At 45.3% G+C, this 25,931-nt stretch carries 36 protein-coding genes and 5 pseudogenes; 3 read left to right on the top strand and 38 right to left on the bottom strand.

Annotated elements, in window-relative coordinates:
- Positions 1 to 14: 14 nt before the first annotated feature.
- The 15 genes and pseudogenes from DXE35_RS03860 to DXE35_RS03805 all read right to left on the bottom strand — a co-directional run bounded on the left by DXE35_RS03860 (position 15) and on the right by DXE35_RS03805 (position 9,346).
- Positions 15 to 1,136 carry a YeeE/YedE family protein gene (locus tag DXE35_RS03860; protein ID WP_114689630.1) on the bottom strand — a complete coding sequence of 374 codons (1,122 nt, stop codon included), beginning with the start codon at positions 1,134 to 1,136 and terminating at the stop codon, positions 15 to 17.
- A gap of 20 nt (positions 1,137 to 1,156) precedes the next feature.
- The gene (locus DXE35_RS03855; protein WP_114690368.1) at positions 1,157 to 1,468 is read right to left on the bottom strand and encodes a hypothetical protein; all 312 of its coding nucleotides are present in this window, start codon (positions 1,466 to 1,468) and stop codon (positions 1,157 to 1,159) included.
- 225 nt (positions 1,469 to 1,693) lie between these two features.
- On the bottom strand, positions 1,694 to 1,927 hold the full coding sequence (locus tag DXE35_RS10320) for an MBL fold metallo-hydrolase (protein WP_231969995.1): 234 nt from the start codon (positions 1,925 to 1,927) through the stop codon (positions 1,694 to 1,696).
- 45 nt (positions 1,928 to 1,972) lie between these two features.
- Positions 1,973 to 2,173 carry an MBL fold metallo-hydrolase gene (locus DXE35_RS10315; protein WP_231969994.1) on the bottom strand — a complete coding sequence of 67 codons (201 nt, stop codon included), beginning with the start codon at positions 2,171 to 2,173 and terminating at the stop codon, positions 1,973 to 1,975.
- 54 nt (positions 2,174 to 2,227) lie between these two features.
- A complete protein-coding gene (locus DXE35_RS10310) occupies positions 2,228 to 2,449 on the bottom strand; it encodes a hypothetical protein (protein WP_231969993.1) in 222 nt (73 codons plus the stop codon).
- A 41-nt stretch (positions 2,450 to 2,490) separates the two neighbouring features.
- Positions 2,491 to 2,928, bottom strand: coding sequence for a DsrE family protein (locus DXE35_RS03845; RefSeq protein ID WP_114689629.1), 438 nt, complete (start codon positions 2,926 to 2,928; stop codon positions 2,491 to 2,493).
- Positions 2,929 to 2,949: 21 nt separating this feature from the next.
- A pseudogene (gene soxB / locus DXE35_RS03840) lies at positions 2,950 to 4,680 on the bottom strand (thiosulfohydrolase SoxB).
- Positions 4,681 to 4,728: 48 nt separating this feature from the next.
- Entirely contained in the window at positions 4,729 to 5,319 is a 591-nt protein-coding gene (gene soxX / locus DXE35_RS03835; RefSeq protein WP_231969992.1) for a sulfur oxidation c-type cytochrome SoxX, read from the bottom strand.
- 105 nt (positions 5,320 to 5,424) lie between these two features.
- Positions 5,425 to 5,847, bottom strand: a complete 423-nt coding sequence (locus DXE35_RS10305; RefSeq protein ID WP_231969991.1) for a hypothetical protein — start codon at positions 5,845 to 5,847, stop codon at positions 5,425 to 5,427.
- 27 nt (positions 5,848 to 5,874) lie between these two features.
- Positions 5,875 to 5,985, bottom strand: a pseudogene (locus DXE35_RS11190) (sulfur oxidation c-type cytochrome SoxA); the annotation flags it as partial.
- A gap of 249 nt (positions 5,986 to 6,234) precedes the next feature.
- Positions 6,235 to 6,543, bottom strand: a complete 309-nt coding sequence (gene soxZ, locus DXE35_RS03825) for a thiosulfate oxidation carrier complex protein SoxZ (RefSeq protein WP_114689628.1) — start codon at positions 6,541 to 6,543, stop codon at positions 6,235 to 6,237.
- Positions 6,544 to 6,597: 54 nt separating this feature from the next.
- Positions 6,598 to 7,050 carry a thiosulfate oxidation carrier protein SoxY gene (gene soxY / locus DXE35_RS03820; RefSeq protein WP_114689627.1) on the bottom strand — a complete coding sequence of 151 codons (453 nt, stop codon included), beginning with the start codon at positions 7,048 to 7,050 and terminating at the stop codon, positions 6,598 to 6,600.
- 67 nt (positions 7,051 to 7,117) lie between these two features.
- Entirely contained in the window at positions 7,118 to 8,197 is a 1,080-nt protein-coding gene (locus DXE35_RS03815) for a c-type cytochrome (protein WP_114689626.1), read from the bottom strand.
- Positions 8,181 to 8,985, bottom strand: a pseudogene (locus DXE35_RS03810) (molybdopterin-dependent oxidoreductase); the annotation flags it as partial. The gene DXE35_RS03815 and the pseudogene DXE35_RS03810, both read right to left, overlap by 17 nt.
- A gap of 19 nt (positions 8,986 to 9,004) precedes the next feature.
- A complete protein-coding gene (locus DXE35_RS03805; protein ID WP_114689625.1) occupies positions 9,005 to 9,346 on the bottom strand; it encodes an ArsR/SmtB family transcription factor in 342 nt (113 codons plus the stop codon).
- A gap of 179 nt (positions 9,347 to 9,525) precedes the next feature.
- Between DXE35_RS03805 and DXE35_RS03800 the strand changes: the two genes are divergently transcribed.
- Together DXE35_RS03800 and DXE35_RS03795 are read left to right on the top strand one after the other, a co-directional pair.
- Positions 9,526 to 10,095, top strand: a complete 570-nt coding sequence (locus DXE35_RS03800; RefSeq protein ID WP_269459899.1) for a molybdate ABC transporter permease subunit — start codon at positions 9,526 to 9,528, stop codon at positions 10,093 to 10,095.
- 58 nt (positions 10,096 to 10,153) lie between these two features.
- Positions 10,154 to 11,287: an ABC transporter ATP-binding protein gene (locus DXE35_RS03795; RefSeq protein ID WP_197713962.1), complete on the top strand. Its 1,134-nt coding sequence runs from the start codon at positions 10,154 to 10,156 to the stop codon at positions 11,285 to 11,287.
- Between the two features lie 304 nt (positions 11,288 to 11,591).
- Here the strand turns inward: DXE35_RS03795 and DXE35_RS03790 are convergent, their stop codons facing one another.
- The 14 genes and pseudogenes from DXE35_RS03790 to DXE35_RS09610 form a co-directional block, all read right to left on the bottom strand.
- A complete protein-coding gene (locus tag DXE35_RS03790) occupies positions 11,592 to 12,113 on the bottom strand; it encodes a hypothetical protein (protein WP_114689624.1) in 522 nt (173 codons plus the stop codon).
- A 15-nt stretch (positions 12,114 to 12,128) separates the two neighbouring features.
- On the bottom strand, positions 12,129 to 12,620 hold the full coding sequence (locus tag DXE35_RS03785) for an OmpA family protein (RefSeq protein WP_114689623.1): 492 nt from the start codon (positions 12,618 to 12,620) through the stop codon (positions 12,129 to 12,131).
- Between the two features lie 590 nt (positions 12,621 to 13,210).
- Positions 13,211 to 13,429: pseudogene (locus DXE35_RS03780) on the bottom strand (YgaP family membrane protein).
- 17 nt (positions 13,430 to 13,446) lie between these two features.
- The gene (locus tag DXE35_RS03775; protein ID WP_114689622.1) at positions 13,447 to 13,764 is read right to left on the bottom strand and encodes an ArsR/SmtB family transcription factor; all 318 of its coding nucleotides are present in this window, start codon (positions 13,762 to 13,764) and stop codon (positions 13,447 to 13,449) included.
- An 11-nt stretch (positions 13,765 to 13,775) separates the two neighbouring features.
- Positions 13,776 to 14,753 (bottom strand): sulfurtransferase, encoded by a 978-nt coding sequence (locus DXE35_RS03770; protein WP_114689621.1) that lies wholly within the window; start codon positions 14,751 to 14,753, stop codon positions 13,776 to 13,778.
- A gap of 10 nt (positions 14,754 to 14,763) precedes the next feature.
- Entirely contained in the window at positions 14,764 to 15,390 is a 627-nt protein-coding gene (locus DXE35_RS03765) for a DUF6969 family protein (protein WP_114689620.1), read from the bottom strand.
- Between the two features lie 8 nt (positions 15,391 to 15,398).
- On the bottom strand, positions 15,399 to 15,551 hold the full coding sequence (locus DXE35_RS09240) for a hypothetical protein (protein WP_162784955.1): 153 nt from the start codon (positions 15,549 to 15,551) through the stop codon (positions 15,399 to 15,401).
- A gap of 18 nt (positions 15,552 to 15,569) precedes the next feature.
- Positions 15,570 to 15,725 (bottom strand): hypothetical protein, encoded by a 156-nt coding sequence (locus DXE35_RS09235; protein ID WP_162784954.1) that lies wholly within the window; start codon positions 15,723 to 15,725, stop codon positions 15,570 to 15,572.
- Positions 15,718 to 15,939 (bottom strand): hypothetical protein, encoded by a 222-nt coding sequence (locus DXE35_RS03760; RefSeq protein WP_114689619.1) that lies wholly within the window; start codon positions 15,937 to 15,939, stop codon positions 15,718 to 15,720. The genes DXE35_RS09235 and DXE35_RS03760 overlap by 8 nt, the downstream gene beginning before the upstream one ends.
- A 3-nt stretch (positions 15,940 to 15,942) precedes the next feature.
- Positions 15,943 to 16,149: a hypothetical protein gene (locus DXE35_RS03755; protein ID WP_114689618.1), complete on the bottom strand. Its 207-nt coding sequence runs from the start codon at positions 16,147 to 16,149 to the stop codon at positions 15,943 to 15,945.
- Positions 16,150 to 16,179: 30 nt separating this feature from the next.
- Positions 16,180 to 16,248, bottom strand: a pseudogene (locus DXE35_RS11355) (hypothetical protein); the annotation flags it as partial.
- Between the two features lie 69 nt (positions 16,249 to 16,317).
- Positions 16,318 to 16,680: a hypothetical protein gene (locus DXE35_RS03750; protein ID WP_197713961.1), complete on the bottom strand. Its 363-nt coding sequence runs from the start codon at positions 16,678 to 16,680 to the stop codon at positions 16,318 to 16,320.
- A gap of 184 nt (positions 16,681 to 16,864) precedes the next feature.
- On the bottom strand, positions 16,865 to 17,164 hold the full coding sequence (locus DXE35_RS09615) for a rhodanese-like domain-containing protein (RefSeq protein WP_197713960.1): 300 nt from the start codon (positions 17,162 to 17,164) through the stop codon (positions 16,865 to 16,867).
- A complete protein-coding gene (locus DXE35_RS09610; RefSeq protein WP_197713959.1) occupies positions 17,165 to 17,434 on the bottom strand; it encodes a hypothetical protein in 270 nt (89 codons plus the stop codon).
- A gap of 202 nt (positions 17,435 to 17,636) precedes the next feature.
- Here DXE35_RS09610 and DXE35_RS03740 point away from each other — a divergent pair, with 202 nt between their 5' ends.
- Positions 17,637 to 17,945 carry a high-potential iron-sulfur protein gene (locus DXE35_RS03740; protein WP_114689617.1) on the top strand — a complete coding sequence of 103 codons (309 nt, stop codon included), beginning with the start codon at positions 17,637 to 17,639 and terminating at the stop codon, positions 17,943 to 17,945.
- A 93-nt stretch (positions 17,946 to 18,038) separates the two neighbouring features.
- Here DXE35_RS03740 and DXE35_RS10300 read toward each other — a convergent pair whose 3' ends face one another.
- The 9 genes from DXE35_RS10300 to trpA are packed head-to-tail and all read right to left on the bottom strand — an operon-like array spanning position 18,039 to position 25,891.
- On the bottom strand, positions 18,039 to 18,185 hold the full coding sequence (locus DXE35_RS10300; protein WP_231969989.1) for a hypothetical protein: 147 nt from the start codon (positions 18,183 to 18,185) through the stop codon (positions 18,039 to 18,041).
- Between the two features lie 26 nt (positions 18,186 to 18,211).
- Complete coding sequence (locus DXE35_RS03735; protein ID WP_231969988.1) at positions 18,212 to 18,655, bottom strand: class I SAM-dependent methyltransferase; 444 nt, start codon at positions 18,653 to 18,655, stop codon at positions 18,212 to 18,214.
- 22 nt (positions 18,656 to 18,677) lie between these two features.
- Entirely contained in the window at positions 18,678 to 19,886 is a 1,209-nt protein-coding gene (locus DXE35_RS03730) for an O-succinylhomoserine sulfhydrylase (protein ID WP_114689616.1), read from the bottom strand.
- A 60-nt stretch (positions 19,887 to 19,946) separates the two neighbouring features.
- On the bottom strand, positions 19,947 to 21,485 hold the full coding sequence (gene purF, locus DXE35_RS03725) for an amidophosphoribosyltransferase (protein WP_114689615.1): 1,539 nt from the start codon (positions 21,483 to 21,485) through the stop codon (positions 19,947 to 19,949).
- Between the two features lie 23 nt (positions 21,486 to 21,508).
- Positions 21,509 to 22,057 (bottom strand): CvpA family protein, encoded by a 549-nt coding sequence (locus DXE35_RS03720; RefSeq protein WP_231969987.1) that lies wholly within the window; start codon positions 22,055 to 22,057, stop codon positions 21,509 to 21,511.
- The gene (locus DXE35_RS03715; protein WP_114689614.1) at positions 22,057 to 22,869 is read right to left on the bottom strand and encodes an SPOR domain-containing protein; all 813 of its coding nucleotides are present in this window, start codon (positions 22,867 to 22,869) and stop codon (positions 22,057 to 22,059) included. Before DXE35_RS03715 ends, DXE35_RS03720 begins: the two co-directional genes overlap by 1 nt.
- Positions 22,870 to 22,872: 3 nt before the next feature.
- Positions 22,873 to 24,171: a bifunctional tetrahydrofolate synthase/dihydrofolate synthase gene (folC, locus tag DXE35_RS03710; protein ID WP_114689613.1), complete on the bottom strand. Its 1,299-nt coding sequence runs from the start codon at positions 24,169 to 24,171 to the stop codon at positions 22,873 to 22,875.
- Between the two features lie 29 nt (positions 24,172 to 24,200).
- Complete coding sequence (gene accD, locus DXE35_RS03705) at positions 24,201 to 25,088, bottom strand: acetyl-CoA carboxylase, carboxyltransferase subunit beta (RefSeq protein ID WP_114689612.1); 888 nt, start codon at positions 25,086 to 25,088, stop codon at positions 24,201 to 24,203.
- A gap of 5 nt (positions 25,089 to 25,093) precedes the next feature.
- Entirely contained in the window at positions 25,094 to 25,891 is a 798-nt protein-coding gene (gene trpA, locus DXE35_RS03700) for a tryptophan synthase subunit alpha (RefSeq protein WP_114689611.1), read from the bottom strand.
- Positions 25,892 to 25,931: the final 40 nt, after the last annotated feature.

The following is a 25,931-nucleotide window of genomic DNA, read 5'->3' as shown; positions in this document are numbered from 1 at the left end:
AGCCGTATTAGAAATTAACTACAAGGGTTGGGAGCAAGGCGTACCTGCAAGTAACGCAAACCCAAATAGGCTCCAAAAATAAATCCGGGCAAAGCCAGCAATGAAGCAATGGCAAGAGTAGAGATTCCACTCAAGCCCTGCCCTACCGTACAACCCAAATCAGTTACACCGCCAAATCCCATCAATGCGGCACCAACCAAATGATTAGCGGTATCTTCGGTATTGCGGAAGGATTCCCAGCGGAATGATTTTGTCGCAATCGAGATTGCAGCGGAACCCAGAATCATTCCCAAAACAGCCGTAATGCCCACTGTTAATACTTTAGAGGTATCGCTGTACATAATTAACCAATCAAGCGAATAAGCGTATGGGGCTACAAAAGAAAGACTCTCCATACGACCGGAGTTCGTTACCAAAAACACTTCTTCTAAAGTATTTGGATCTTCAGCAACATAACCAAGACTCCCTGATACCCACCATACAGCACAGATAGCTAGTCCTACAGCCACACCAGCAAAGATGTTTTCAGCAGTCCAAAAAGCTTTGCTGACCAAGGCGTAGGTAATAAATGCAGCACCAATGATTAAGCCCATGGCCAAGTGAAGATTTGGACGCGCAATACCGAGTGGGGCACTTAAAAGACTCGGCAGATCTTGTGGTGTATTGAATGCGATAAAAAATGTATCCAAAGTATTAATACGGATAACGCCCAAGAAACTACGCATTGTCATATATGCCGTAAGACCAAGCACCATAAAAACAATCACAGACTTTAGATTGCCGCCACCAATGCGTACTAAGGTTTTGCTGCCACACCCCGAAGCCAATACCATACCAAAACCAAATAAGATGCTTCCAACAATTGTTGAAAGCCATAAAAATTTATTACCTGTATACATGCTTTTCAGTGGGTCAATCACCCCAAAGTACGACATGAAAGCAAAGCCAATAATGGCAACACCAATTGCCAGGAACCATTGCTTTAGGCGATCCCAGCTAGACATAATGAAAACATCGGATACGGCACCCATGCTACAAAAGCCTGTCTTTTGCATGACCGCGCCGAGAAAAAAGGTCATGGCAAAGGTTGCCCAGAGAACGGACTGACTTAATGATCTGATATCAACAACATCCATGGCGACTGTATCTTGAAAAATTAAGGTGTAAATTTATAAAACTGTTGATTGAGAAAAGCAGCAACATCCGCTTCATCTTCCGGAAATAAATCGAGACGGAGCTCGGTATTACAGAGAGAAACCATCTTCTTCACATTTGCTAAGGACTTCACTTTGCTATCCGAGCGGGTATAAATCATATCCCCATTACCAAAGCCACTTTTCCTAGCATAGCAGGCATAGCACTTTTGTTGATCAATGGCCTTACCATTCGCCAAATCCGGAGCAGCAATCACTGGTACGCTGATTAGAGCGCCCAATAGGATTGCAAAAAGGGTTCTAGGGAAAGCCATTTCCATTACAAATCAAGGATTTAGCATTAATCCTCCATTTTAAGGCCCAAAGGGGGAATTTGCCGTACTCTGCCTGTATAGACAGGTAGACATTATAGGCATTCATCCGGTTGGCCGCTCTAAATAAAGGCATTCCTTCGTATTCTGACCAATCAGCCTGCTTGTAAGCATCCTCAAAGGGATCCATATTGATGGCAGCCTTGGAGATCGATTCGCGCAGGTATTTCAATCCCTGGTAAAAGCGATGTCCTCAGCAGGCTTAATCGAATAATTTCCATGCCCCGGAATCACGAAACTGGGATTCAGTTTTTCTATTTCATCCAGCGCAATTAACAACCCCTTGCTATCCGCATTTCCTACAAATTGGATGCGTTCTCTAAAAACCAAGTCCCCAGCAAAAAGCACCTTTTCTGATGGCACGTACACCATCAGATCCTCTGGAGCATGTGCAGGCCCCACTCTGCTAATAAAGAAATCGGTACTCCCGATCATCAACCTTGTTTTTTAATCAATCCATTCATCGGAAGCAACCAACCTTGTATTGGCATTTACCCAAGGAGGAAAATCGATTCTGGATGCACTTAAACGTTGTTTTGCAATTTCAGAAGAAAGGTAATTTCGCCCCTCTCCCTGCGCATAAATCTTTGCACCAATTTGTTTAAATTCCTGTAAACCATACACATGATCAGCATGGTCATGACTCACGATAAGTGCAACAACTTTTTGCGGAGTAATCTTTTTAATTTCTGCAATTAACTTTTAGGCAAGAATGGGTGAGCCTAAAGCGTCAACAACTACCACGCCAGCAGGAGTTACAACAAATCCAGCATTGGATATGAAATTCTGATTGGCGCTACTTCCCATTTCCGGAAAACCTTGAACAAAATACGTATGCGGCGTCACCTGAATGGGTTTTAACTGAACTGTATCGGCAGGCCTACCCTGCCAAAAGGCTAGACCATAAAAGACAAAGGATCCCAAAAGGATCCTAAGAAAACTTTTAAAACAATTCATGCGGCTGCTTATGGCTTAATGTATGCAAAGCCATCCTTGTACTGCAGATCAGCTACACGTACCACACCTGATGGCGTGAAATCCGCATCCAGAATAAATTGGTCTTTCTTTAGATTGCGGTTCTTCAGAGTAATCTCACAAACCTCAAACTTCACACCGCGAGACTTTAAAGCGGAAGCTAATGGAGCGTACTCCGTATTGTTTTTCTTATCTTTGGCGCCTTCCATTAGTAAATCGACGCCACTAGCATGAGTAACACCAATAATGGTGGTTTGTGGCGACACATCCAAATGATTGCGAATGTTGCGTAGACCATTTAAGCCCTGAGTCTCAGCATCGTCAATGTGATAAACCACCTTAGTATTGCCGGTGGATTGGGCTGTTGCAATGGAGCAGAACCCTAAAGCAAGAGCCAGAGCAGCAAGAAAGGAAAGTAGTTTTTTCATATGACCATTCGATGAATGTTATTAGATTGGAGCCATACCAGGATTGTTGGAGACTCCTTTGATAATTGGCTCATTGAGCTTTACCGCTTTAACAACTTTGACATCACGCAAGTGACGCTCAATCACGTCCCAAATAGGCTCACCGCCAGCATTTTTCGCCTCTTCACTAACCGGCGCCAAACCCGCCACTTTATAATTCTTGCTGGCCTCGATAGGCTTGCCATTTAAACGCATATCAGTGATACGTTTTCCAGCCGATTTGGGTGGATCAATGGTGTATTGTATGCCGCCAACACGCACCATATCGCCACCCTGCTGGTAATACGGATCGGGATTAAATAAGTTGTCCGCCACATCCTCAAGAATGGTTTTGATTGTCTCGCTACTCATATTGGTAACAGTCGTATACGGGTAAGTAATTGCCGTTTGATCCAGGAGATTTTCACGTGTAATCGCCTGACCTGGTAATAAGCTAGTTCCCCAGCGGAAGCCAGGTGAAAAAGCGATCTCCGCATTCTTCTGTGCCATGAGGCCATCCAATATCAGTTGATCAAAACTGCCATTGAAATTACCGCGGCGGTATAAAAGACCCTCAGTCGTAGCTAATTTCTCATTCAGCTTAGCCTCATATGGTGCCCTGACCTTGGTGATCAACTTACTCATAGTTGAGTCTGCCGGAATCATATTGGAGAAGATTGGCAGTAACTTGTACCGGAAATCTACTGGCTTGCTGCCCTTCACATCAAAATCCAGCACACCCAAGAATTTACTATTCGATCCAGCATTGGTAACCAGAGCAACTCCACCCGCATTCTTCACCTTAACTTGGATCGGAACACCATCATGAATGTGACCACCTAAAATCGCATCCAAACCGCGTACGCGAGACGCCATCTTTAAATCCACATCCATACCGTTGTGATAGAGCAGTACCACTACCTTAGCGCCTGTCGATCTCACCTCATCAATCGTCTTTTGCATATGCTCTTCTTGAATGCCAAACGTCCAATCTGGTGTGCAATAACGCGGATTTGCAATCGGGGTATATGAGAAGGCCTGACCAATAATGGCAACCTGAATACCGTTCTGCACTTTCATGACATAAGCATTGAATACCGCATCACCAAAGTCTGATGTCTTAATATTTTGCGCGATGAAGGAAACCTTACCTTTGAAGTCGCCGTTCACGATTTCCATCACCCGATTTTCGCCAAGAGTCATCTCCAAGTGAAGAGTCATTACATCCACACCCAATGCTAGGGCGACATCAACCATATCTTGACCATTGGTCCAGAGAGCAGTACCAGAGCCTTGCCAAGTATCGCCACCATCAAGTAATAAGACGCCAGGACGACTGGCTTTCATTTGCTTGATCAGCGTAGTCATATGAGCAAAGCCACCAATCTTGCCATAGTTCTGGGCAGCAGCCACATAATCTAAATAGGTAAACGCATTGGCATCACGTGTACCTGGCGCAATACCATTGGCTTTTAAGAAATATTCGCCAACCAAGTGCGGAGTTTTACCCTCTTGAGAGCCGATACCTAGATTGACGTTTGGCTCACGGAAATAAATTGGTAACAATTGCGCATGACAGTCCGTGAAATGCAGGAAATGCACATTGCCAAATTTAGGCAAGTCATAAAATTTTTACGCAGTTGTTTGTGCATTTACAAAATTGGATTGCAAGCTCATGCCACCTGCAGAAGCAATGGCCAAAGCCTGCAAAAAATCACGACGACTTAAAGACATAATTTTTCCCTTGTGAAAACAGGCCTGTCGGCCTGTCTTTTTGATTTCTTACTTGTTTACTGGCGATTCAGGATCAAGCAGCAATGCCATGACATCTTGAATCTGCTGCTCATTTAAGAGTTTGAAGTGAGCAAAACGTGGCATATTGCTACACGCGTTATATTCCTTGGAGTTATTGATGCGATTCCACATATAAGTCACCACTTTGTTTGAGTAGCCGCGAAGTTTTCCATAACCCGTTAATGATGAGCCGATATTTCCATAGGAAATCTCTTTAGGATCAATTTGGTGACAGTTATAACAGCCACCACCAATAACGGTATCAGCCTTATCGGTCCACGTTGCACCGCGACCGCTTTGTGCAATTGCCTCACCCTTTTTCCAATCGCCAATATATTTTCCATTTGATGACTGTTTAATAGAGTCCATATTCATTTTTTGAATCTTGTCACGCATCTTTTCGCCCCGCTTACTGTTTGCAAACACAGGATCTGAGCAAAACTTTTGCGTTTCATCTTGCTGAATACGATCCAATCCCGCAATGCATTCGGCTTTAAAGCTATCGGACATCATTTTGTTGAACTTTGGATCATTCTTTTGTTGAGCAACGGCTACGTTTTGTAAAAAAACTTGCAGCAACAATAAATCCAGCGATAGTTAAGAGCTTTTTGATATTTGTATTTTTCATGATCTTTATCTCTTATCCCTTAACGCTTTAGTACAGGGGTGTCTACTATTCCGCCATTAGCAGTCTTTGCTATATACATAGACAAAGCAATCGTCACATCTGAGCCATAAATTGGGAACGGGAAACGCTGCTGACGATACCAATCGTTTAAACGTTGTTGCATCGTCCAGAACTGCCCACGTGACACTCGATATGCAGGCCAATAACCCCAACCCATAGCGGCACCTTTTTTGTGTTGTGATATTTGGCAAATCTTGCAAGAGAATACGCGTACCATTTTCACCATGACAAGAGGCGCATGAGAAATCCATTGGACCGCCTTGGAAAAAGAATGCGCGCTTACCAATATCATACATTGCTTTTTCTTTCGGATGTGCTGTGCTGACTTTGATTTTTTCACCCTTATACAAGGTAACTACGTAAGCAACAATAGCCTCCATATCTTTCTTGTGGCCTTTGTGAAACGGCGCATCAATCATCTCTTGCGGAGCACGCCCTTGTAGCTTTTACATACAAGTCATCAAACGGGACTCGAGATCTTGAACCTTATTGGTGTCCTTGAAATAGCGCGGCAACTGAGCTGCTGCGCCCTTCACTGCTCCAGGCCCTAAACCTAAATCGCACTTTTCTAAAGTGGCATTCTTTGGTCCAGCAGGCTTTTTCCATAAATCTTCACCAGCCGCCTAATACAATTCTGAAGGGTTGCCATCAGCAATCATCTCGCGATATTTTGCGCTGAGACTGACGATGACACTGTTAATAAGGTAGCCAACAATCCAGAGGCTAGCCCTAATTTAAATTTACGCTGCATTTGCAACCCTTTCAAAACTCATGAGATGGTAAAGATTTATGGATACAACCAGCAATTAAGAAGCAGTCGCTTCGTCAGTACGCTTGTCGCCTTTGCTATCTACCCAGCTCACTACAATCTTGTCGCCTTTAGCGCCTTTGTATTTGAAGTTCAAGAATGGATCCTTAGAAACCGCTGGACCAAACTGACCATTCAATACATCTTTGCCATTAGCTTTGACATTAGTGGTGCTAATAAACCATGCAGGAATCGTTTTGCCGGCAGCATCTTTACGCTGACCAGATTCCATATCGTGCTTCATCAAAATCTTTACATCCACAATTCCACCGTTCTCAGCAGCTCTAACGCGCATTGGATCAGCCATGTTTTCCTCTTGTAATCTAGTAATTAATTAATGGGGTTTAGTCAGATTGGGGGATTAGCCGCCACAACCACCTAAAATCACTTTCACTTCCTTAACAGCCATACTCCAATGGCCATCCGCTTTTACCAAGGCATATACGTTAGAGGTCTGACCCATTTTGATGCGCGTCGTAACAAATGGTTCTGTACCAGAAGAAATGAAGAATCGCGCAGCCAAGGCGCTTGGGTTTTTCTCAACCAAGATTGCCATTTGCTCCGCTTTTAACGTTGTAGTAATCCCAACTGGAACTACTGCGCCATTTTCAGCAATATCTGGAGCATTCAAAGTCACGGCGCCAGATTTATCTGGACTGCCTGCTCCCAAGATTTTGAATACGTCATCTAGACTCTTGCCTTCAAAAGCGGCTTTATTCCACTCTTGAGCTTGGGCTACGCTAATAAGACCCGCAGAAGCCATCAAGCCAAAAACAGCTGAATATTTCAATAAACTGCGTCGCTGCTGATTCATAAAAACTCCTTTAATAATCTACTCTTAGCATCAAATATAGCGGTATTTCAAAAAACCTTCTGTAAACCTATTCCCCCGTAAGCACCCAATGCACTAGAGCCGCCCTATCCTCATCCGATAACTGTGATTGTGGTGGCATTGGAATCGTCCACCATACTCCCGAACCCCCGTTTTTAACCTTAGCCATGAGCTTTTCTTGAGCCCCGCTCTGCCCTTTATATTTCGCCGCAATATCGGCAATCGATGGCCAAACCAATTTAGCATTAGGCGCATAACATGCTGAGCAATTCTCATTTTTAAACAATGCTGCAGGGCATTTTGTAGTGGCAGCATGGGTATCAGCGGCATGGGCTAAGCCCTCACCCGTCGCTCCAGGCAACTTAACAAGCGGTGGCTTGGTTGAGTCTGAGCCGCGATATGGCCCATACAAACGATTTGGCTCTGCAATATTGCCATGGGCATTTCTGGCGCAGTCTGGAAGCGTAGAGCCAATTTGCACAAACTGCACGCAATTAGTCATACAAGATGAACCATTCACATCCGGTTTACCGTTCACACTCCAGAAACCATGATTACGTGTCATGCAATTGCGATTGGGCATCTTCTTCTGTACGTCGGCAATATTGGTATTGCTCAGCACGAAGTCATCAGGAACAATTTCACCCAAGCTCAAAATAAATGCAACTAGAGCATACGTATCATCCGGCGTTAATGATCTAGGCGCATTCCAAGGCATAGCACGATAGATGTAATCCCACAACGTAGAGGCCGTGGGAACTTTCATCAAAGTAGTGCGCTGAGACTGCTTACGATCAGCCAAAGAGGCCACTCTTCCTGTCTTTACGTCATCAGTAGTGGTGCCACCTGCGATCGGAGTAAAAATTTCATTAGATTCACCGAAAATGCCATGACAGCTAGCGCACTTGGATTCCCAAATTGCTTGACCCTGCTGAACAGAGCCAGATCCTTTTGGCAAGCCTTTAAAGTCTGGGCGCACATCAATATCCCAAGCCATGACTTCGGCAGGAGTGGCATTACGGCCAATACCTGGGAACTTTACAGACCCCAGAGTATTTTGCGCATAAGCACATTGAATTGATAAGGCTGCAACAGTCAAGCGAGCAAATAATTTATCCAACTTGTACATTGCTCACCTCGCCGTTTGAATCCAATTTCCAATACTGAATTGCATTGTTGTGATAGATAGAACGATTACCGCGTAAATCACGCAACACCTTAATAGAAGGCTGAATGTAGCCAGTGTCATTCACCGCTCTTGACTGCAGTATTGCCAGCGAACCATGCCACACCCAATCTATATTGAAACGGGTAATAGATTTAGTGAGCACCGGAGTTTCCAGGTGCGCTTGACGCCAGTTCTTTCCGCCATCAAACGAGACGTCTACACGCTTAATCTTGCCTCGACCCGACCAAGCCATACCGCTAACGTTATAGAAACCTTTGTCCAGTAACTGCTGACCACCAGAAGGTGTAGTAATCACTGATTTGCATTCTTAAATTGAGGCATATTGACGGTGCATGCCGTCTGGCATCAGTTCAATATAGTGAACCGCCTCATCCTTGGCATTCCATGGCATATCGCCAACTTCCAGGCGGTGCAACCACTTCACCCAGCTAACTCCTTGAACGCCAGGCACTACCAGACGTAGTGGAAAACCGTTTTCTGGCTGCAACATCTCACCATTCATACTCCAAGCAACAATAGTGTCTTCTAAGCAGCTTTCTAGATTGATGGTACGAGTCATACCAGAACCGTCGCCACCCTCAGCAAGCAAGAACTTGCTTTTTTTTCAGATCAGCGTCACACTCTTCAAGCAATACCTTGAGTGGAACACCTATAAATTCACAGCAAGACAACATACCATGGGTGTACTGCACTGTTGGCACAGCAACGTTACCCCACTCCAATCCAGAAGTGATTTACTGCAAAAATTTAATGGATGCCTTCTGCAATCTTTGCGCAGACTGTTTGGCACATCTCAACCGTTGCGTTATCCGCAATCGAGTAATCAACTGTCACACCCTCTTTTCGCCTCATTAAAATTCCAGATTTATGAAGCGCTAATAAATGTCTCGAAACATTGGCCTGGCTCGTACCACACATCTCCACAACTTCAGAGACGGATTTTTCACCACCGCAGACTGCGTACATGATGCGTAAACGTGCGGGCTCAGATAGGACATTGAAATAAGCAGCCACATGTGTAAACACCTTCTCCATCTGTTCTGGAGAGAAGTTTTTTGTTGCCTTTTGAACTTTTGCCTTCAATTTCACCAGCCCTTAAATATATGCATGTATACGCATATATTTGACCCTTTAAGCAGGTAAATCTGTATAGTGAGATACCCTATATTGCTTAGCAATACAATCAAACAATGGACATGGATGCGATCCTTCGCGTGCTTAAGCTAGCACTTTGGAATCTGGTCCTCATCGTTCCATTTGGAGTTTAAATTGACCATACCCTCTTAGGCCTCAATAGAAGCAAACCCTGGGTTGAAGCTACCATAGACCTACCGCTCGTTTTACCCCCTACGGTTTTGGGTTATTTTGGTTGGATTGGGCGGCAAGACTTTTTTAATATCCCACTGGTGTTTTCCTTTGCCGGAATTCTCATTGCATCCATCATAGTCAACCCGCCTTTTGCAATACAGCCGATTCAGCGTGCATTTGAAGCTATCAACCCAGAAATTATTGAGGCCGCCCAAGTCAGCATCTTATCCAATTGGCAAATTTTTCGCTTGATTCAGCTTCCGCTGGCATGGAGAGGCATTACCAGTGCAGCAGTACTAACCTTGGCTCACACCATAGGTGAATTTGGGGTCATCCTCATGGTTTTGGGTCCGATCCCCGGGGAAACCAAAACGGTATCGATTGCGATCTACGACAAAGTGCAAAGTTTTGATACCGCAGGCGCCGGCGCACTGGCCTTATTACTGCTTGGTAGATCCCTGACTGCAATTGCCCTTGCATACGGTGTTTTTGGCAAAAGTGTCTCCCAACAGCGCCAACGGAGAAGCTGATGCTTAAGCTAAAAATAAGCCAAGCCTTCCAAACCCTCTGCAGAGCACACTGGAATGCGTGGCCGGTCAATTACATGCGCTTGTAGGACCATCTGGTAGCGGCAAAACCAGCACCCTAAGAACGATTGCCGGCCTCAGCCAAGCGAAGACTGGAAAAATTGAATGTGATGGTGAAACCTGGTTTGAGGCTCATGAACTTGCAGGAGTAATGCAGAACCTGTCTCCCGCACAACGTTCTTGCGGATTTTTATTTCAGCAATACGCGCTCTTCCCACATTTATCGGCAATTGAGAATGTCCTCATCCCTTTACAGAATGCTGCACATAAGATGGCTGAACCTAAAGCCATTGCTCAGGACCGGCTTGGTCGCATGGGGATTGCTGAACTTGCCCATCGTTTTCCACACCAACTCTCGGGCGGACAACAGCAACGCGTAGCACTTGCTCGCGCATTGGCGCGACAGCCAAAGCTCTTATTGTTAGATGCGCCATTTTCCGCTGTCGATGCGCCAACGCGACAAGGTCTATATAAAACTCTTGCAGATTTGCGTAAGGATTTAAACATTCCGATTGTGTTGGTAACGCATGATTTGCATGAAGCCGACTTGATTACCGACCGCATCACCGTGATTGATAACGGTATCAGCTTACAAACAGCTGCGCCCCAAGTGCGATTGCAAAGACCCAGAAATTCACGTGTAGCCGAGTTGGTTGGCATCAGTCATTTAGTTCATGGCATATTTAATGCAGGCAATCTCAGTTGGGATGGCTGCGATAACACATTCACCGTAGCCGATAAAGGCAAAATTTCTCCAAATGCGGAAGTAGCATGGGTGATTCCACAAGATGGTTTCAGTATCCAACTACAAATTAAAGATAGCGTACATAAAATTGAATGGATGGCCTCTGCATCTGAAGTGAAAAGACTGAATATAGAGATTTGCAGCCAAATGTATATTGAATTGGATGGCAATCAAATTCACATCATGCCATTACGGCCAATCAATGACCCAAGGCGATTTATTGATCGCTACTCTATAGCAAGTCAGCACTTAAGAAAAAACCACCCGAAGGTGGCTTGCGTGTCTCCCCCAGCCAACAACAATCACGGAATAGAATTAAAAACGGATCCCCAATCTAACATCCATCAGCAGCCCCTGTATTGGCACTTACCCTTGTTTACCAATATTTAAAAGGTCTCTCAGCATCTACATCTCCGCCCAGAGCTCTCATAGTCATATTGCAATGCGGACATGTAAGACCATCCCACTCCAATAGATAATCACTATAGTGGCAGCTAGTACAAACCGGCGGCTTGCTAATTTCAGTATTGATGCTTCCTGGATGAGCTACTGTATAAGCATCAATTGTTGAGCAAGATTTGCAAACCATTACCACTCTTGAAGAGTGAAGCCCAATCTCTTTGCCTATGCCACTAATGCACTCAAACTTACAGGAACGACCTACAAATTTATATCTAGCCATAAATCAACCTCATTAATTCTTTTGAGATTGAAGTGCCAGCTTCTTCATGTGCGCATCTTGCATAAGCAGTTGCCTTTCTTCATTAGCCACTCCAATGGTGATCTTTCTGGCTATAAGATCAGCATACACGCCATCAATCTTTTTAAAGAAATCTTCGTAGACTGCTTTCTTTTCTGGGCTTAGGCCATCCAAGGCGATAGGTCGGCAGGAATTTGCCTCAGCAAGATAATTCGTTAGCGCCTTAGCTTGCTCGTCCGTCAATTTATCCGCGGAGCTAAACAAGGCCTTGGCATGGGGATTATTTCTTGTGACAGCAATGACCTGGGCATCCACCAACAATGCATCAGCACTTTGATTTCCGCGAATGATGCAATCATTAAGCCGCTTAGCCACTGACACCGAGTGATCAGGGGATATTGCAGTCATGGGTGACGGTGCGTTAACAATCTGCACTGGATTATTGGATGTAACGTTTGTCGCGCATCCGCCTAGGAAAGCAATGCCTATCAAACTGAATTGAAATATGTTTTTCATTGGGCAACCTACGAGTTATTGATAGACAAAATCAGCGCGGCGATTTTCTTTAACTGCCGCTTCTGTCTGAGCTGTGTTAGCTGGCTTTTCTTTACCAAAGCTCACCGCCTCTAACTGAGATGCACTGACGCCTTGAGCAAGGAAAACCTTCTTGACGGCTTCAGATCGCTTTTGGCCCAGTGCTAAGTTGTATTCGGCAGTTCCACGATCATCTGTATTGCCCTGAATAATGATCGATGCCCTTTGCATTTGAAATGCCTTTAAGTAAGCGGTATGTGCTGAGATTGTTGAAACATATTTCGGATCTACGGTAAGGTCATCACACTCAAAATAGATTGCACGCTTACCATACACACTAGACTTTGGATCGCTAATAGGATCGTAAGTAAAAGAGCAGCCGGCATTAACGGTAGCGATGCCATTGGCATCATCTAACTTAACGTTGCTACAGGCGGAAACAAGTAAGACAAATAATGCCAAAGGCACTATTTTTATAAATTTAAACATAATGAGATTTCCCAAAAATGACTACACACAACTAGCCAAATAGCAAATGGACATGCCGCAAAGCAAGTCCAACCCAAGAACATTAGGCTATAGCTTTTGGTGGTTTAAATGCTGAATCAGAAAAGTTTTGGGTAAATAAAACTTCATTTGCCACGGTAAATTTATGCGTGACCGCTGGCGGAAGAAAAACAATAATCCTATTCTCGCTAATATTTGCTGTTACATGACTCATTATAAGAAAAGTGTGCGAGATTCCTGTTGTCAACCATCGGTATCGTGACCAGCGTGAACATGATCGGAAACCAGTGTGGAGAATGAAGTTTGATGCATATGAGCACGCTCAAGAGCAGCATCAATAAAGATGCTACCTGCCGTAATCTGGAATGAAATCAGGAAAAGGCAAATAAGAATTACGAGCGATCTACTTCGGGATCGCATAGTGCAATTTTATACCTAAAGAGGGCTCTACTCTGCAAGGATGATTGCCTTTGAAAGTAACCTAATAAGGTGCTTTAGACAATTTTGACTAAATTATCCCAGTAAAAAGCCAACCATTAAGTTGGCTTTTGTCCATACTGATGACGCAAAACTTATTTACAGCAACCGCCACCACCACATGAAGAATCAGTACCGAAAGTATTAATTCCCAAGAGTGGATACGCTGGACAAAATCTGAATAAGCCAGTTGCGAGAGGTACAACACGAATCCACCCCTATACGCCAACAGTTCCAGTTACAGTTAGACCAATTAACACCAAGCCAACCAACATACGTAACATACGATCAATACCACCGACATTGCATTTCATATTAAGACCCCCTTTGGTTATTTACTGCAGTAATGTTGATAAAGCACATTCATCACCTCCAAAGCAATCCGATTGGATAGTGAATAATAGATTTGCTTACCATCCCTTCTTGTTTGGACCAACTCTTCATTTCTAAGAACAGTGAGTTGCTGGGATAAGGTAGGCTGATAAATATCAAGACATTCTTCGAGCTCACCAACGCACATCTCCCCCTGACTTATCTGGCATAGCAACAACATACGATCTCTATTTGAGAGCACCTTCATCAAACGACAAGCGTCGTCTGCTGATGACTGCATCTTCTTTAAATTAATACTGGCTTTAAGAACTGGCATAGTGTGCGCCCTTAATCCAACGGAACACCGACTAATGGTCGACCTTCAAGTGTCCAAAGATACAAAGAGCCATCGTATAAGTTAGTGGATTTATTACCAACTAGCTCTGACATCACAAACCAACCACCGGCTGCTAAGTGGCCAGTGTTGCAATAGGCAATTGTTGGGCCTTTAACACTTAAACCATTGGCTGACATCAACGCATCATAGCTATTCTTTTGCCAGAAATACAATTCGCCATTGCTTGGCTTTGCCAATAACTCAGGCGCCAACTCTTTTGAACCGGCAATATGACCGAATGTCAGTACATCTGGTAGCTTTGCAAGACCCAGATATTGGGCAGGCTGACGCGCATCCAATAATTGCGGCTTACCTGCTTTGGACGCAGCAGCCACATCATCCGAGCTTGCGATTAATTCTTGGCGATACGCTTTTGCAGACCAATTACCAATTGCCTTTTGAGCATTGGTGGTTACGTATTCACGCCCGTCACCCAGCCAACCGGCAATTCCACCATCCAATACGGCTACTGGATCTTCGCCATACACCTTAAATGACCAATAAGTTCTTAATGCCTCGTCTATATCGGACATATCCTGCCCAATAGGTACGAGCACAATCGGCTTATCAGAGTTGATACCTAAAGATTGCACCAACTTCTCAAAATCTGCTTTTTCAGGAATCAGAAACTTACTCTTTTTCCCATCTACCAGACGCTCTACGCGCACCTTCTTAAAATCCAATAGGGTGGAATTGGTAATATGGCCACCCACCTCAACCAGGAATTGCTTACCAGTCTTTTTGTCAGTATCACATTCAGGGTTTCTGAGGTAGCTTGCTAAATCCGTTCTGACTTCAATTACCTGAACATCAGATAGATTATTGAACAACCAATCGGCGCTGACCACAGCACCGGGCAAAGTGATTGCCTGAGCTAGACCCACCAAGCCCGTTAGGGCAATTGCTAAAAGCCATTGAATTTTTTTCATCTCTACTCCCTTATGAATTTACAACTAACAAAGTGTCTGAAAGACGACCCATCAAATCAAGCTTGCATTCCGTTAAAACATGATGCTTTTTTGAGTTCAATACCATCTCACGATCGCCCCGCTCTACCACTAGTCGCGCACTCTTTTGATCTCGCTCTAAAAGTAAACTCTCAATCTCTGCAGCAAATAATTGAATCAAAGCGCTAATCCATTGACTTACTGGAGCCATGCGACCTTTTGTCGTCCACTCAAATCCTTTAATGAATTTGATTGCAATGTTCGAATCCGCCATCTCTTCGCCGGTGACCCACTGGTTAGTGGTAAATAAGCGAACTGGCAAACCCTTCTGGTCTAAGGAAATGCCAATAAGGTGATGAAAGCTCCGTGCATCACGCTTAATCACATGAAAATGACCATGCTCACCATTGGGCATTTCATCTGCAGAATGCGCATGGTAGTAGAACTCATAACCACTCTGCTCATCTACAAGATCATTAATTGGATAGTGCCGCCACTCAATGAATTCCTTGGCGCCATATAAAGCAGCTTCATTCAAGGTGCGCCCGGTTTCGGCATATCGCATCTGAATATTTGCTAGCGCTTGAGCGGCTAACCAAAGATTAGATTGAGTAAGCATTAATTAAATTACTCTGCGGCTTTACGTTTTTTAGGACCACAAGGGCTCTTTTGGTCTGCGCTTGTTGGACCAACAGGAGCATCCGCTGAATACGCCAATGGCGCAGCTGCTAAACCAGCCAAAGCGATCGCCAATGCAGCAACAGTTGATTTCTTAGGCATATTTTGCCTTTCAAATAATTAAACTTGCGAGCTAACCGAGCCTTTGGACTTCTTTGCCATCCAAGAACCCAAGATAAAGACTACGACCGCTGCGATAACCATACCAACAGCGATTGATAAACCCGAAATATTGAAAGCATCTGGCAGCGCATCTGCTTTTACGTATTCACCCATGGTCGTCAAGAAGTCCATTCAAGAAGTCCATGCTTGGATAGATACCCGCAAACAATACAGTGCCCAGTATTAATCCGCACAAAAAGATCGCCGCCTCAATGCGCCCAGACATCAAACCCACTACCGCGGTTCCCGGGCAATACCCGTCGATTGCAAATCCCGCACCAACCAAATCACCACCTAATGCAGCAGCACCTAAAAATGCAGGAGGCACAAATCAATTACCCGCGTCCACAAGACCTGTCTTTTCCAAAATTAAGAGGCCTACGGCGGCAAACACAATAGCCGTGAACATCACTTTAAATACAGACCAATCGGTCAAACGAAACTGGCCAGTTAACTTATTTGGGTTACCAAACCCTGCGCGCTCTAATACAAAGCCAAAGGCTGATCCCAGCAAAAGACCTGAAAGAATCTCACTCATCTTATTTCCCTTCTTTCAAGAAACGACTTATCAATAAACCAACTGCAAAAAAAACGTTCCCAAGAAGGTAAAGCCGGTCAGACTTAGTACCGCCGCTCCAGAAAGCCCAAGACCGCTAGTGCAACCTGCTGCGACTCGCGCGCCAAATCAAGCCGATATGCCGCCAAATCAAGCTGTCCATGGACGCTTAGAGCCACCTAGAAATGTTTTGCCGTCCATTTGAATATGAATTCTTTTCGCCAAGAAGGCTGACAGCAATGCACCCATAGCTAAACCAAGCACCTGCCATGTAATCCATGCATTTAATGGCTTCCACTCTTCGACCATTCCACCAAGGTAGTCGTTTGCATTAGTTGCAACTTGGGCAACATACATTCCCACCCAGGCTGTTAAGCGTGTCGTAAAGCCTGTAGCCCCTAGCCCATGACCTGTGACTAAAAAAGTGAATAACAAAACCACTCCGGGAAGAATGCCCGCTAAAAGTGGATTCATGTATGGAGCCGGCTTACTCTGCTCTACTTTATTCAGCATATTTACTCATTTCATTTAACCATTTAATAATATATATTTATATATTATACAATTCACACTTAATGTCAAGCTATTGACATGAAATAACGACAAGCATTTGAGCTACATCATGTAATTCGGCTTGAGTGCAATAAAAACGGGGAGTCTAACCTCCCTTTTTGCATCAATTTCGATAAAGCTTGGTTTAAAACTCACCTTTAATGGTGGTTAGACCCAACGCATCCCAGTCAAGCATACCGCCACGATAGTAATAAATCTTAGTAGCGTGAAAACCATCGCGCGTCATATCAGCCATCGCCATTGGACTTTGTGGGCAAACTGGTCTGTTACAGAAGGCATAAACCTTCTTCGCCTTAGAGCAGTCCCATTTAGTTGATCCTGCGGCTGGCTTTTTGCAACCTAATTCATCCATTCGCATTGCCACTTCTGTATATGGAATGCCAATAGAGCCAGGGATAGTGCCTTTAACGCGATCATCAACCACTCACGAATCCTTGTCATTTAATGCATTAAGAACATCAATCTCATCAACCGGTATAACGCCCTTAATCGGAATTAAAGGTTGTGGCCAACCTTTATTTTTTGCACAAGACGTCATTACATGCGTGATCTCAATTGGTCCTTTGGCCGTTTTGACTACAAAATTTGTAGACCTATCAATAATTTGTAGCAACTCTGGATTGGCGGGTGTACCGGTTTGCGCTGCGGCAAAACCTGAAAACAACATCAGACCAAGAGAAAGAAACCTTTTCATAAAACCCCTTTTTGCATCGTTTTGATATGAAACGCTAATTTAAATGCTTCTATACGCATTTATGCATATTTATGTAGTGTGGAGCCAAGCTTGATTAAACTTAATACTGAGAAACCCCTATTGTTGATGGTGCTATCCCATTTGATATGCAATTTAGCTAGTTATTTAATCTTTTTATCCATCCAAATACTGGAGAGCTCTTATGAAAAATAGTCGTCGCCAATTTATGGTTTTGTCTGCCGCTGGCGCTTGCACTCTTGCATTAAACGGTAAAGTTCAAGCCCAAGCAATGGTTTCTGAAACTGATCCACAAGCTGCCGCATTGGGGTACAAAGTCAATGCAACAACTGTTGATAAGGCTAAGTATGCAAAATATGCTGCCGGCCAGGAGTGCGATAACTGCGCACTGTTCCAAGGCAAAGCAGGCGATGCGACTGGGGGCTGTTCATTATTTGGAACGCAGAAGGTTGCAGGTAAAGGCTGGTGCTCTGCTTATGCCAAGAAAGCTTAGGTTAGCCGTTCATTTTTAGTCGAATTGTTTCAATAGATAAAAAGACTGCCTTGGCAGTCTTTTTATTTTTAAACAACCCTCATCAGGGAAAACTCACTTTTTAGCTACTAAGCCCAAAATAGCAGACATCCCCGTATGTCTTGGGCGTTCAGAGAGTTCTTTCTCGTAACGAACACGCTCTATGATCTGAAACTCTTTAGCAAGATCTCTAATCAACTCTTCTGTGTACAGCTGCTCCACTAAAGATGATCCACCAGTTTTGTAATCTAACTGCTTAGGCGTATAGCCCTGAAGACAAGAGACCGCCCGGCCTGATCGCCCTTATATGCCTGTTGGAATATTCTGGCGCGCATTGCTGAATCAGCGGACTGTATGAAGATACCAATCACGGCATCGTAAGTATTTTCAGGCCAAGCATAGCTATCCGTATCCGAAAATGAATACTCGACTTCTACTTGATTATCTTTGGCAAACTGCCTTGCCTTGGCCAGGGCGATATCCGATGCATCAAAGCCAACTACTTGCATACCTTGCTTAGCAAGCCAGACGCCATTGCGCCCCTCGCCATCAGCGATACATAGCACCCTATCTTTGGGCCTTAGGTATTGTTCTGTTTTCTCAACCAGATATTCATTTGGCTCTTTGCCGAAGATGAACTCTTCTTTATCAAAACGTTCATTCCAGAACTGAGTGGCATCGGAGAATCCCATGAGCCCGTCCTGATGAACTTGATTATTTTTTGAGTCCGCCAACGAGATCATTCTTTAAATCGTTGATGTTTTCAAGCCCTACAGCAATTCGCACCAAGCCATCGGAGATGGCTGCGGCTTTTCGAACCTCTGGTGATACTCTGCAATGCGTCGTTGTAGCCGGATGCGTAATCGTCGTGCGGGTATCACCCAAGTTTGCGGTGATCGAGCAAAGCTTGGTTTGGTTAATAAGTTTGAATGCCGCCCTCTTTCCACCCTTTAAGGTGAAAGACAAAATCGCGCCACCCTCTTTTTGTTGGCGCTTAGCCAAATCATGTTGTGGATGGGACTTCAGACCCGGATGGTAAACACGCTCAACGCCAGGCTGCTTCTCCAACCATTGCGCCAGCGCGAACGCATTTTGACTTTGCTGCTTCATGCGAAGCTCTAAAGTTTCTAAGCCCTTCAGGAATACCCAGGCATTAAATGCGGAGAGGGTTGGACCGGCTGTGCGCACATAAGGAAATACCTTGCCCATAATGAAATCATTGCTACCTACAATCGCACCACCAACAACGCGCCCCTGACCATCCAAGTATTTAGTGGCTGAATGGATGACCACATCAGCACCCAAAGAGAGGGGTTTTTGCAAAGCTGGCGTGCAGAAGCAGTTATCCACCGCAAATAATGCTTTGGTCTTCTTGGCAATCTTAGAAATTGCTTTGATATCCGTAATCTCAGTCAAGGGATTGGATGGCGTCTCTAAATAAAAGAGTTTAGTGTTTGGCTGGACAGCAGCCTGCCATGACTTGGTATCAGCCAAATCAACATAAGTCGTTGTAATACCAAAGCGACCCAAGATGTTTGTGAATAATTGAATCGTTGCGCCAAATACGGAGCGAGAACAAACGACATGATCACCCGCTTGCAAATGCGCCATCGCCATGGTCAAAATGGCAGACATGCCAGAAGCAGTAGCAATGCAAGCCGCACCACCCTCCAAGGCGGCTAAGCGCTCTTGAAACATACTCACTGTAGGATTGGTAAAGCGCGAATAGATAAAGCCTTGATCCGTATGTGCAAAACCATCGGCCGCTAACTCAGCACTATGAAAACAGAAACTAGAAGTAAGAAACATCGCCTCTGAGTGCTCTTGATACTCGGCCGTACGACGTGTACCAGCGCGGACCGACAAGGTCTCAAGCGCTAGCTTAAAAAAATTCGGTTTTTTGCGTGTGGTTTTGCTCTTCATGCTGCTATTTTGACACCGAATTGCGGATTGGCCTCGGATGAGGCAAATTCCTGTCGCTTTTTAGTCTTCGATAGCCAAATGTAGATGAAGTTGAGAGCGGGCAAAATCGCTTGAATCCTTTTGGCGATCGGCTTTAGCAGCCGAGGTATTTCTAGCGACCTCCAAAGCATCCAAATAAGACTCAGTGATGTCACCTGTGATGTAGTTACCATCAAAACAAGATGCCTCAAAGTTCTTGAGATCTGGATTAACATCCCTCACCGCCTGCTTCATATCTTCAATACTTTGATAGATGAGTTGATCGGCGCCAATCATCTTATTAATTTCTTCATCGGTACGACCATAGGCAACCAACTCGCTGCGAGTAGGCATATCAATACCATAGACGTTGGGGAAGCGAACTGGAGGCGTCGCTGATGCAAAGATCACTTTCTTCGCGCCAGATTCACGCGCCATCTGCACAATCTCAAATGAGGTTGTTCCACGCACAATCGAGTCATCCACAATCAATACCGTTTTATCTTTGAACTCAATCCGCATAGCATTGAGTTTTTGACGTACTGACTTCTTGCGAACAGCCTGCCCTGGCATGATGAAGGTGCGGCCGATGTAACGGTTCTTAAAAAAGCCTTCGCGGTAATCTACACCCAAGTTTTTTGCCACTTGCATTGCTGCAGGACGGCTAGAATCCGGAATCGGCATCACCACATCGATCTCATCGACATTAGTCTCTTGACGAATCTTCTCGGCTAAATAATCACCCATGCGCATACGCACGTTATAGACGGTGACACCATCAATCGTGGAGTCAGGACGAGCCATGTAAACATATTCAAATATGCAAGGGGTCAGCACGGCATTAGGCGCGCACTGACATGAGTAAAAATTGCCATCTAAATCAATGTAAATCGCCTCGCCTGGATTAACGTCGCGCACAAACGTAAAGCCAAGACCTTCAAGCGCCACAGACTCTGATGCAATCATCCACTCAGGACCTTGAGGCGTATCGATACGTCCAATGCAAAGAGGACGAATACCATACTGATCTCGGAAGGCTAACAAACCATAACCAGCAATCAGTGATACAACAGCATAGGAACCCTTAACACGACTGGTGACACCAGTCACTGCGTTAAACATCGCAACCTCATCAAGCGCTGCGCTATTAGTTTCTTTTTGCAGCTCATCGGCCAATACGTTCAACAATACTTCGGTATCGGAACTGGTATTGATGTGACGACGATCACGATAGGCCATCTCTACGCGCAAACTTGGTGCGTTAGTAAGATTACCGTTATGCGCCAAGATAATGCCATAAGGTGCGCTGACATAAAAAGGTTGCGCCTCTTCTTCGCTACTCGCAGAACCAGCAGTTGGGTAACGCACCTGACCAATACCCGCATTACCAACTAAGCTGCGCATATTGCGCGTTCTGAAAACACCCCTTACAAGACCGTTGGCTTTGTGCATCGTGAACGAATTACCATTCATCGTCGCAATACCTGCGGCATCTTGACCGCGATGTTGCAAGAGCAACAACGCATCATAGAGAAGTTGATTTACTGGTGAGTGGGAAACGGTTCCGACGACGCCGCACATATCTCTAGATTCCTATTGTGAATTTAGGAGTAATGGTGTTGGGTAACTTTAGGCATAGCATCACCTAATTGTTTAGCCCAGTCAGCGGGTAGCCAACCTTTAATTAAACCGGTTGCCATATCAATCGCCGGCCTAGTAATAGCATTCTTCCAAGCCATGCTTTGTGGAATTGGGGTGAGTGCTGCTAGGGTGGCAAAAACCACCACGATCAGGCCGCCACGAAGCACGCCCAATATCAAACCAAGGAAACGATCAGTCAAACTCAGCCCAACTGACAAAATAATTTTTTGCACTACCCCACCAAACAAACCACAAACAATGAAGGTGAGGATGAAGAGAATAAGAAAGCTCACTCCAAGGCTCAGCCACTCATCCAAATGGAAAGTAGAGAGCCATTCTGTAGAGAGGTAAGTACTATAGTGATAAGCAATCCAAGCTGCGGCAAACCAAGACGCTAAAGCGAGAACTTCTTTAAACAATCCACGAGAAATTCCAACCAAGGCGGAAACTAGGAGCACAACTAGGGTGAAGTAATCCACCGATGTTAGCTTGAGGGTGGATAGGTATTCCATTATTGCTTGCCGGATTCAACGAGTCTTGGCGCAAGACCCATTGCCTTAATTTTCTTTTCCGCCGCCTCAGCTGCATCTTTGTCGGTGTACGGCCCAGCACGCAGAACATATAACTTCGCCCCATCACTACCCGTCTTGTTTAAGACATAGTTCGGCATCTTTTGTTCTTTGAGTTTTGCGACCCAACCCTTAGCGCGCTCTTCAGATGCGAAAGCACCAATCTGAATAACGAACTTTCCAGAACCAGTTGATGTGCTTGGTTTACTAACTTCATCAGCCTTAGGCTTAGACTCCACTTTAGGAGTACTTGCCGCAACCACTTCCTCACCTGCCGCCAAACCCAATGCGCCAGATTTATTTACAGCAGGCGCCGCTGGCTTAGCTTCTGACTTCACCTCTGGCTTAGGCTCTGCCTTTGCTTCTGGTGCGGGCGTTACTGCAACTTTAGGGGCTTCTTTAGCAGGCTCAACTGGCGCTTCTGCTTTTGACTTTTCTTCACCCTTGGTTTCAGCGCCGGGAATGGGCAAGCTGGTAACAATATTGACGGCGATATCGTTTGGAGCCGACTTTGGCTTGTTATCCAAAATACGGGGCAAGCCAACCACAGCAATGAGTACCAAGACAGCGGCGCCAATAAGACGATGACGCGCTCTTTGTTGTTCTGGATCCTCTGTAAGAGCAAGCTCCTCAGCCTCTGCTGCACGCTGAAAACTACGTGACGCCACTCTTTTGGCTGCGCGACCACCCCTTGAGCCTTTTGCAAGGTCATTAGACTGGGTTTTTCGCTTAAAAAAGCTTGGTAAACGAATCATGGATCAGTGAGCCTGGCTGTTTCGGTAAGTTATTACGCCTGCAACGGTATAGAAGGATCCGAAGGTAACAATTCTATCACCCTCACCCGCCCAAGACAGCGCTTTTTGATACGCTAAAGCAGGGTTTTCGAAGATTTCGATACCGCCATCTGCTCCATTTTTAGGCTTTACGCCCATGGCCTCAAGCTTCTCGGCCAAGACCTTGGCGCTAGCCGCCCTGGACATAGGCAAATCTGTGCAAAACCAGAAATCCACAATATCCAAAAGAGGTTTAATAACCCCCTCAATGTCCTTATCGGCCATCGCCCCAAAAATGGCATAGGTATAAGGGTGATAACCCATCTTATCGAGACCTTGGGCCAAGGTGGCTGCCGCATGGGGATTGTGAGCCACATCCAAGACCACCGTAGGCTGCCCTGGAAGCACCTGGAAGCGCCCCGGTAACTCGACCAAAGCGAATCCATTACGAATGTCTTGGGCGCTCACCGGCAATCTCTGATGCAAGGCCATCAAAACAGCGATTACAGCTGAGGCATTGAGTATTTGGTTTGCCCCTCTGAGGGCTGGATAACCCAATCCGCTAAAGCGTTTATTGCGCCCGGCCCAACCCCATTGCTGCTTATCACCTTGGAAGTTGTAATCACGTCCCTGCAACCAAAGATCACAACCTAGCTTTGCCGCATAATCAATGAGTGATTGAGGAGGCACGGGATCGCCACAAACCGCAATATGTCCTGGACGGAAAATGCCCGCTTTTTCTAAACCAATGGCCTCGCGTGTCCCACCCAAGAAATCCGCATGATCAATATCGATGCTAGTGACGATTGCGCAATCCGCATCAACGATATTGACCGCATCTAAACGCCCACCCATTCCGACCTCTAAAACAACCGCATCTAAATTGGATTTAGCGAACAAATGCATGATCGCTAAAGTGGTGAACTCAAAATAAGTCAACGTTGGGGCATCAATCAAACTCACGCGCGCTTTTTCTACAGCGACAAAATGCTCAAGCAAGAGATTGTCATTAACGTTCTCGCCGTTAATGCGAGCACGTTCATTAAACTGCAACAGATGCGGCGATGTATGGCAACCGACACGATAGCCAGAAGCCAGCAGAATGCTTTCTAAAAAAGCACAAGTAGATCCCTTGCCATTCGTTCCGGCAACGGTAATAACAGGACAATCAAAATGCAAATCTAGCGCAGCCTTCACGCGATTAATGCGCTCAAGACCCCTATCGATACCAATAGGGGGAGCAGTCTCGAGGTGGCTAAGAAAAGCCTCTAGGCTAGAAAATATATGGGGCTTGGTGGGCTGAGCTCAAGCGCTTAAATGACTGCGCTACCCGATATCGCAGGCTCTGGAAGCTTTTGCAACAAAGCCAAGAGACGAGCGATCTTTCCGCGCATTTGGCGACGATCAACAATCATGTCAATGCCACCCTTTTGCATCAGGAATTCAGAACGTTGGAAGCCTTCAGGCAACTTTTCACGCACAGTCTTCTCGATCACGCGTGGACCAGCAAAACCAATCAAAGCCTTTGGTTCAGCCATCACCACATCACCCATGAAAGCAAAGCTTGCTGAAATACCACCCATGGTTGGGTCTGTAAGAACACTAATGTAAGGCAGGCGTTTTTTGGCCAGCAAGGTCAACATGGAATTGGTCTTGGCCATCTGAAAAAGTGACAGCAAACTCTCTTGCATACGAGCGCCGCCAGTAGCAGTGACACAAATAAAGGCACACTGCTTATTGTTCGCTTCTTGAACACCGCGGGCAAAACGCTCACCCACTACGGAACCCATTGATCCGCCCATGTATTGAAACTCAAAGCAGGCTGCCACTACAGGAATCGCTTCGATCTTGCCGCTCATGACGATCAATGCTTCAGATTCGCCAGAGGCGTCGTTTGCCTCCTTAATGCGATCTGGATATTTTTTGGAGTCTTTAAATTGCAGTGGGTCTGTTGGATAAATATCTGCGCCGATTTCATGGCGTCCTTTTTCATCCAACAAACTTTCCAAACGCAAGCGCGCACCGATACGCATATGGTGACTGCATTTTGGGCAAACCGATAAATTGGCTTCAATGTCCGTGCTATAGAGAACAGTTTCGCAACCAGGGCATTTAACCCACAATCCTTCTGGTACTGATTTGCGATTTGCAGGATCAGTATGTTGAATTTGGGGTGGGAGTAATTTATCTATCCAGCTCATTAGTTTTAACTATCCAATTCATCACGAATCTCACGAATGAAGGTTTCCAGTGATTGTACTGCCTGCCCCGGGCGCGCATCCTCTAAAAGGCGAATAATTCGACTGCCAATTACCACCGCATCAGCGCTAGCGGATACCGCCTTGGCGCTAGCGGCATCGCTAATCCCAAATCCAACAGCAATCGGAATATCGGTTTCTTCACGGATTTTGGGGATGATACTAGCTACATCTTGGGTATTAAGGTGGGATGCTCCCGTGACCCCACGCATAGAAACGTAATAAATATAACCAGAAGCTATTTTGGCCGCCTCCTTAATACGCTCATGGGATGAAGTCGGCGCCAATAAGAAAATCGGGTCAATGCCAGCAACACGCATACGAGCAGCAAAATCCACACACTCTTCTGGAGGGTAATCCACAACTAAAACACCATCCAATCCAGCCGCCTTTGCTTCAGTAGCAAAACGCTCTGCTCCCATTTGCTCAACTGGATTTGCATAACCCATCAATACCACTGGCGTGTTTGCGTCTTTCTTGCGGAACTCTTTCACCATCTCGAGAGAGTCATGCAAAGTCACGCCATGCGTTAACGCACGCTCAGACGATCGCTGAATTACTGGACCATCAGCCATGGGATCCGAAAAAGGTACACCTAACTCAATCACGCTTGATCCACCACGCACCAATGCGTGCATGAGTTCGACGGTTTGCTTGGGATCAGGATCGCCCGCAGTAATAAAAGGAATCAATCCTTTTTTACCAGTTGCTTTTAGCTCCTTAAAGAGCGCGGTAATTTTTGACATGGCTATTTTTCTATTCTTACTTTCGCTTATTCTTGTTCTT

It is taken from the genome of Polynucleobacter necessarius (genome assembly GCF_900095215.1).
Classification (GTDB): domain Bacteria; phylum Pseudomonadota; class Gammaproteobacteria; order Burkholderiales; family Burkholderiaceae; genus Polynucleobacter; species Polynucleobacter necessarius_H.
Note: the sequence above shows the minus strand (reverse complement) of the source record. Positions and strands in the feature narration are given on the sequence as shown.

What these genes read in the sequence shown, in the direction of transcription:
- DXE35_RS03860 (WP_114689630.1), bottom strand. Translation starts at nt 1,136, where the DNA reads ATGGATGTTGTTGATATCAGATCATTAAGTCAGTCCGTTCTCTGGGCA.
- DXE35_RS03855 (WP_114690368.1), bottom strand. Translation starts at nt 1,468, where the DNA reads ATGGCTTTCCCTAGAACCCTTTTTGCAATCCTATTGGGCGCTCTAATC.
- DXE35_RS03845 (WP_114689629.1), bottom strand. Translation starts at nt 2,928, where the DNA reads ATGAAAAAACTACTTTCCTTTCTTGCTGCTCTGGCTCTTGCTTTAGGG.
- DXE35_RS10305 (WP_231969991.1), bottom strand. Translation starts at nt 5,847, where the DNA reads ATGATTGATGCGCCGTTTCACAAAGGCCACAAGAAAGATATGGAGGCT.
- soxZ (WP_114689628.1), bottom strand. Translation starts at nt 6,543, where the DNA reads ATGGCTGATCCAATGCGCGTTAGAGCTGCTGAGAACGGTGGAATTGTG.
- soxY (WP_114689627.1), bottom strand. Translation starts at nt 7,050, where the DNA reads ATGAATCAGCAGCGACGCAGTTTATTGAAATATTCAGCTGTTTTTGGC.
- DXE35_RS03815 (WP_114689626.1), bottom strand. Translation starts at nt 8,197, where the DNA reads ATGTACAAGTTGGATAAATTATTTGCTCGCTTGACTGTTGCAGCCTTA.
- DXE35_RS03790 (WP_114689624.1), bottom strand. Translation starts at nt 12,113, where the DNA reads ATGAAAAACATATTTCAATTCAGTTTGATAGGCATTGCTTTCCTAGGC.
- DXE35_RS03785 (WP_114689623.1), bottom strand. Translation starts at nt 12,620, where the DNA reads ATGTTTAAATTTATAAAAATAGTGCCTTTGGCATTATTTGTCTTACTT.
- DXE35_RS03775 (WP_114689622.1), bottom strand. Translation starts at nt 13,764, where the DNA reads ATGCCAGTTCTTAAAGCCAGTATTAATTTAAAGAAGATGCAGTCATCA.
- DXE35_RS03770 (WP_114689621.1), bottom strand. Translation starts at nt 14,753, where the DNA reads ATGAAAAAAATTCAATGGCTTTTAGCAATTGCCCTAACGGGCTTGGTG.
- DXE35_RS03765 (WP_114689620.1), bottom strand. Translation starts at nt 15,390, where the DNA reads ATGCTTACTCAATCTAATCTTTGGTTAGCCGCTCAAGCGCTAGCAAAT.
- DXE35_RS09240 (WP_162784955.1), bottom strand. Translation starts at nt 15,551, where the DNA reads ATGCCTAAGAAATCAACTGTTGCTGCATTGGCGATCGCTTTGGCTGGT.
- DXE35_RS09235 (WP_162784954.1), bottom strand. Translation starts at nt 15,725, where the DNA reads ATGGGTGAATACGTAAAAGCAGATGCGCTGCCAGATGCTTTCAATATT.
- DXE35_RS03755 (WP_114689618.1), bottom strand. Translation starts at nt 16,149, where the DNA reads ATGAGTGAGATTCTTTCAGGTCTTTTGCTGGGATCAGCCTTTGGCTTT.
- DXE35_RS03750 (WP_197713961.1), bottom strand. Translation starts at nt 16,680, where the DNA reads ATGCTGAATAAAGTAGAGCAGAGTAAGCCGGCTCCATACATGAATCCA.
- DXE35_RS09610 (WP_197713959.1), bottom strand. Translation starts at nt 17,434, where the DNA reads ATGAAAAGGTTTCTTTCTCTTGGTCTGATGTTGTTTTCAGGTTTTGCC.
- DXE35_RS03740 (WP_114689617.1), top strand. Translation starts at nt 17,637, where the DNA reads ATGAAAAATAGTCGTCGCCAATTTATGGTTTTGTCTGCCGCTGGCGCT.
- DXE35_RS03735 (WP_231969988.1), bottom strand. Translation starts at nt 18,655, where the DNA reads ATGGGATTCTCCGATGCCACTCAGTTCTGGAATGAACGTTTTGATAAA.
- DXE35_RS03730 (WP_114689616.1), bottom strand. Translation starts at nt 19,886, where the DNA reads ATGAAGAGCAAAACCACACGCAAAAAACCGAATTTTTTTAAGCTAGCG.
- purF (WP_114689615.1), bottom strand. Translation starts at nt 21,485, where the DNA reads ATGTGCGGCGTCGTCGGAACCGTTTCCCACTCACCAGTAAATCAACTT.
- DXE35_RS03720 (WP_231969987.1), bottom strand. Translation starts at nt 22,057, where the DNA reads ATGGAATACCTATCCACCCTCAAGCTAACATCGGTGGATTACTTCACC.
- DXE35_RS03715 (WP_114689614.1), bottom strand. Translation starts at nt 22,869, where the DNA reads ATGATTCGTTTACCAAGCTTTTTTAAGCGAAAAACCCAGTCTAATGAC.
- accD (WP_114689612.1), bottom strand. Translation starts at nt 25,088, where the DNA reads ATGAGCTGGATAGATAAATTACTCCCACCCCAAATTCAACATACTGAT.
- trpA (WP_114689611.1), bottom strand. Translation starts at nt 25,891, where the DNA reads ATGTCAAAAATTACCGCGCTCTTTAAGGAGCTAAAAGCAACTGGTAAA.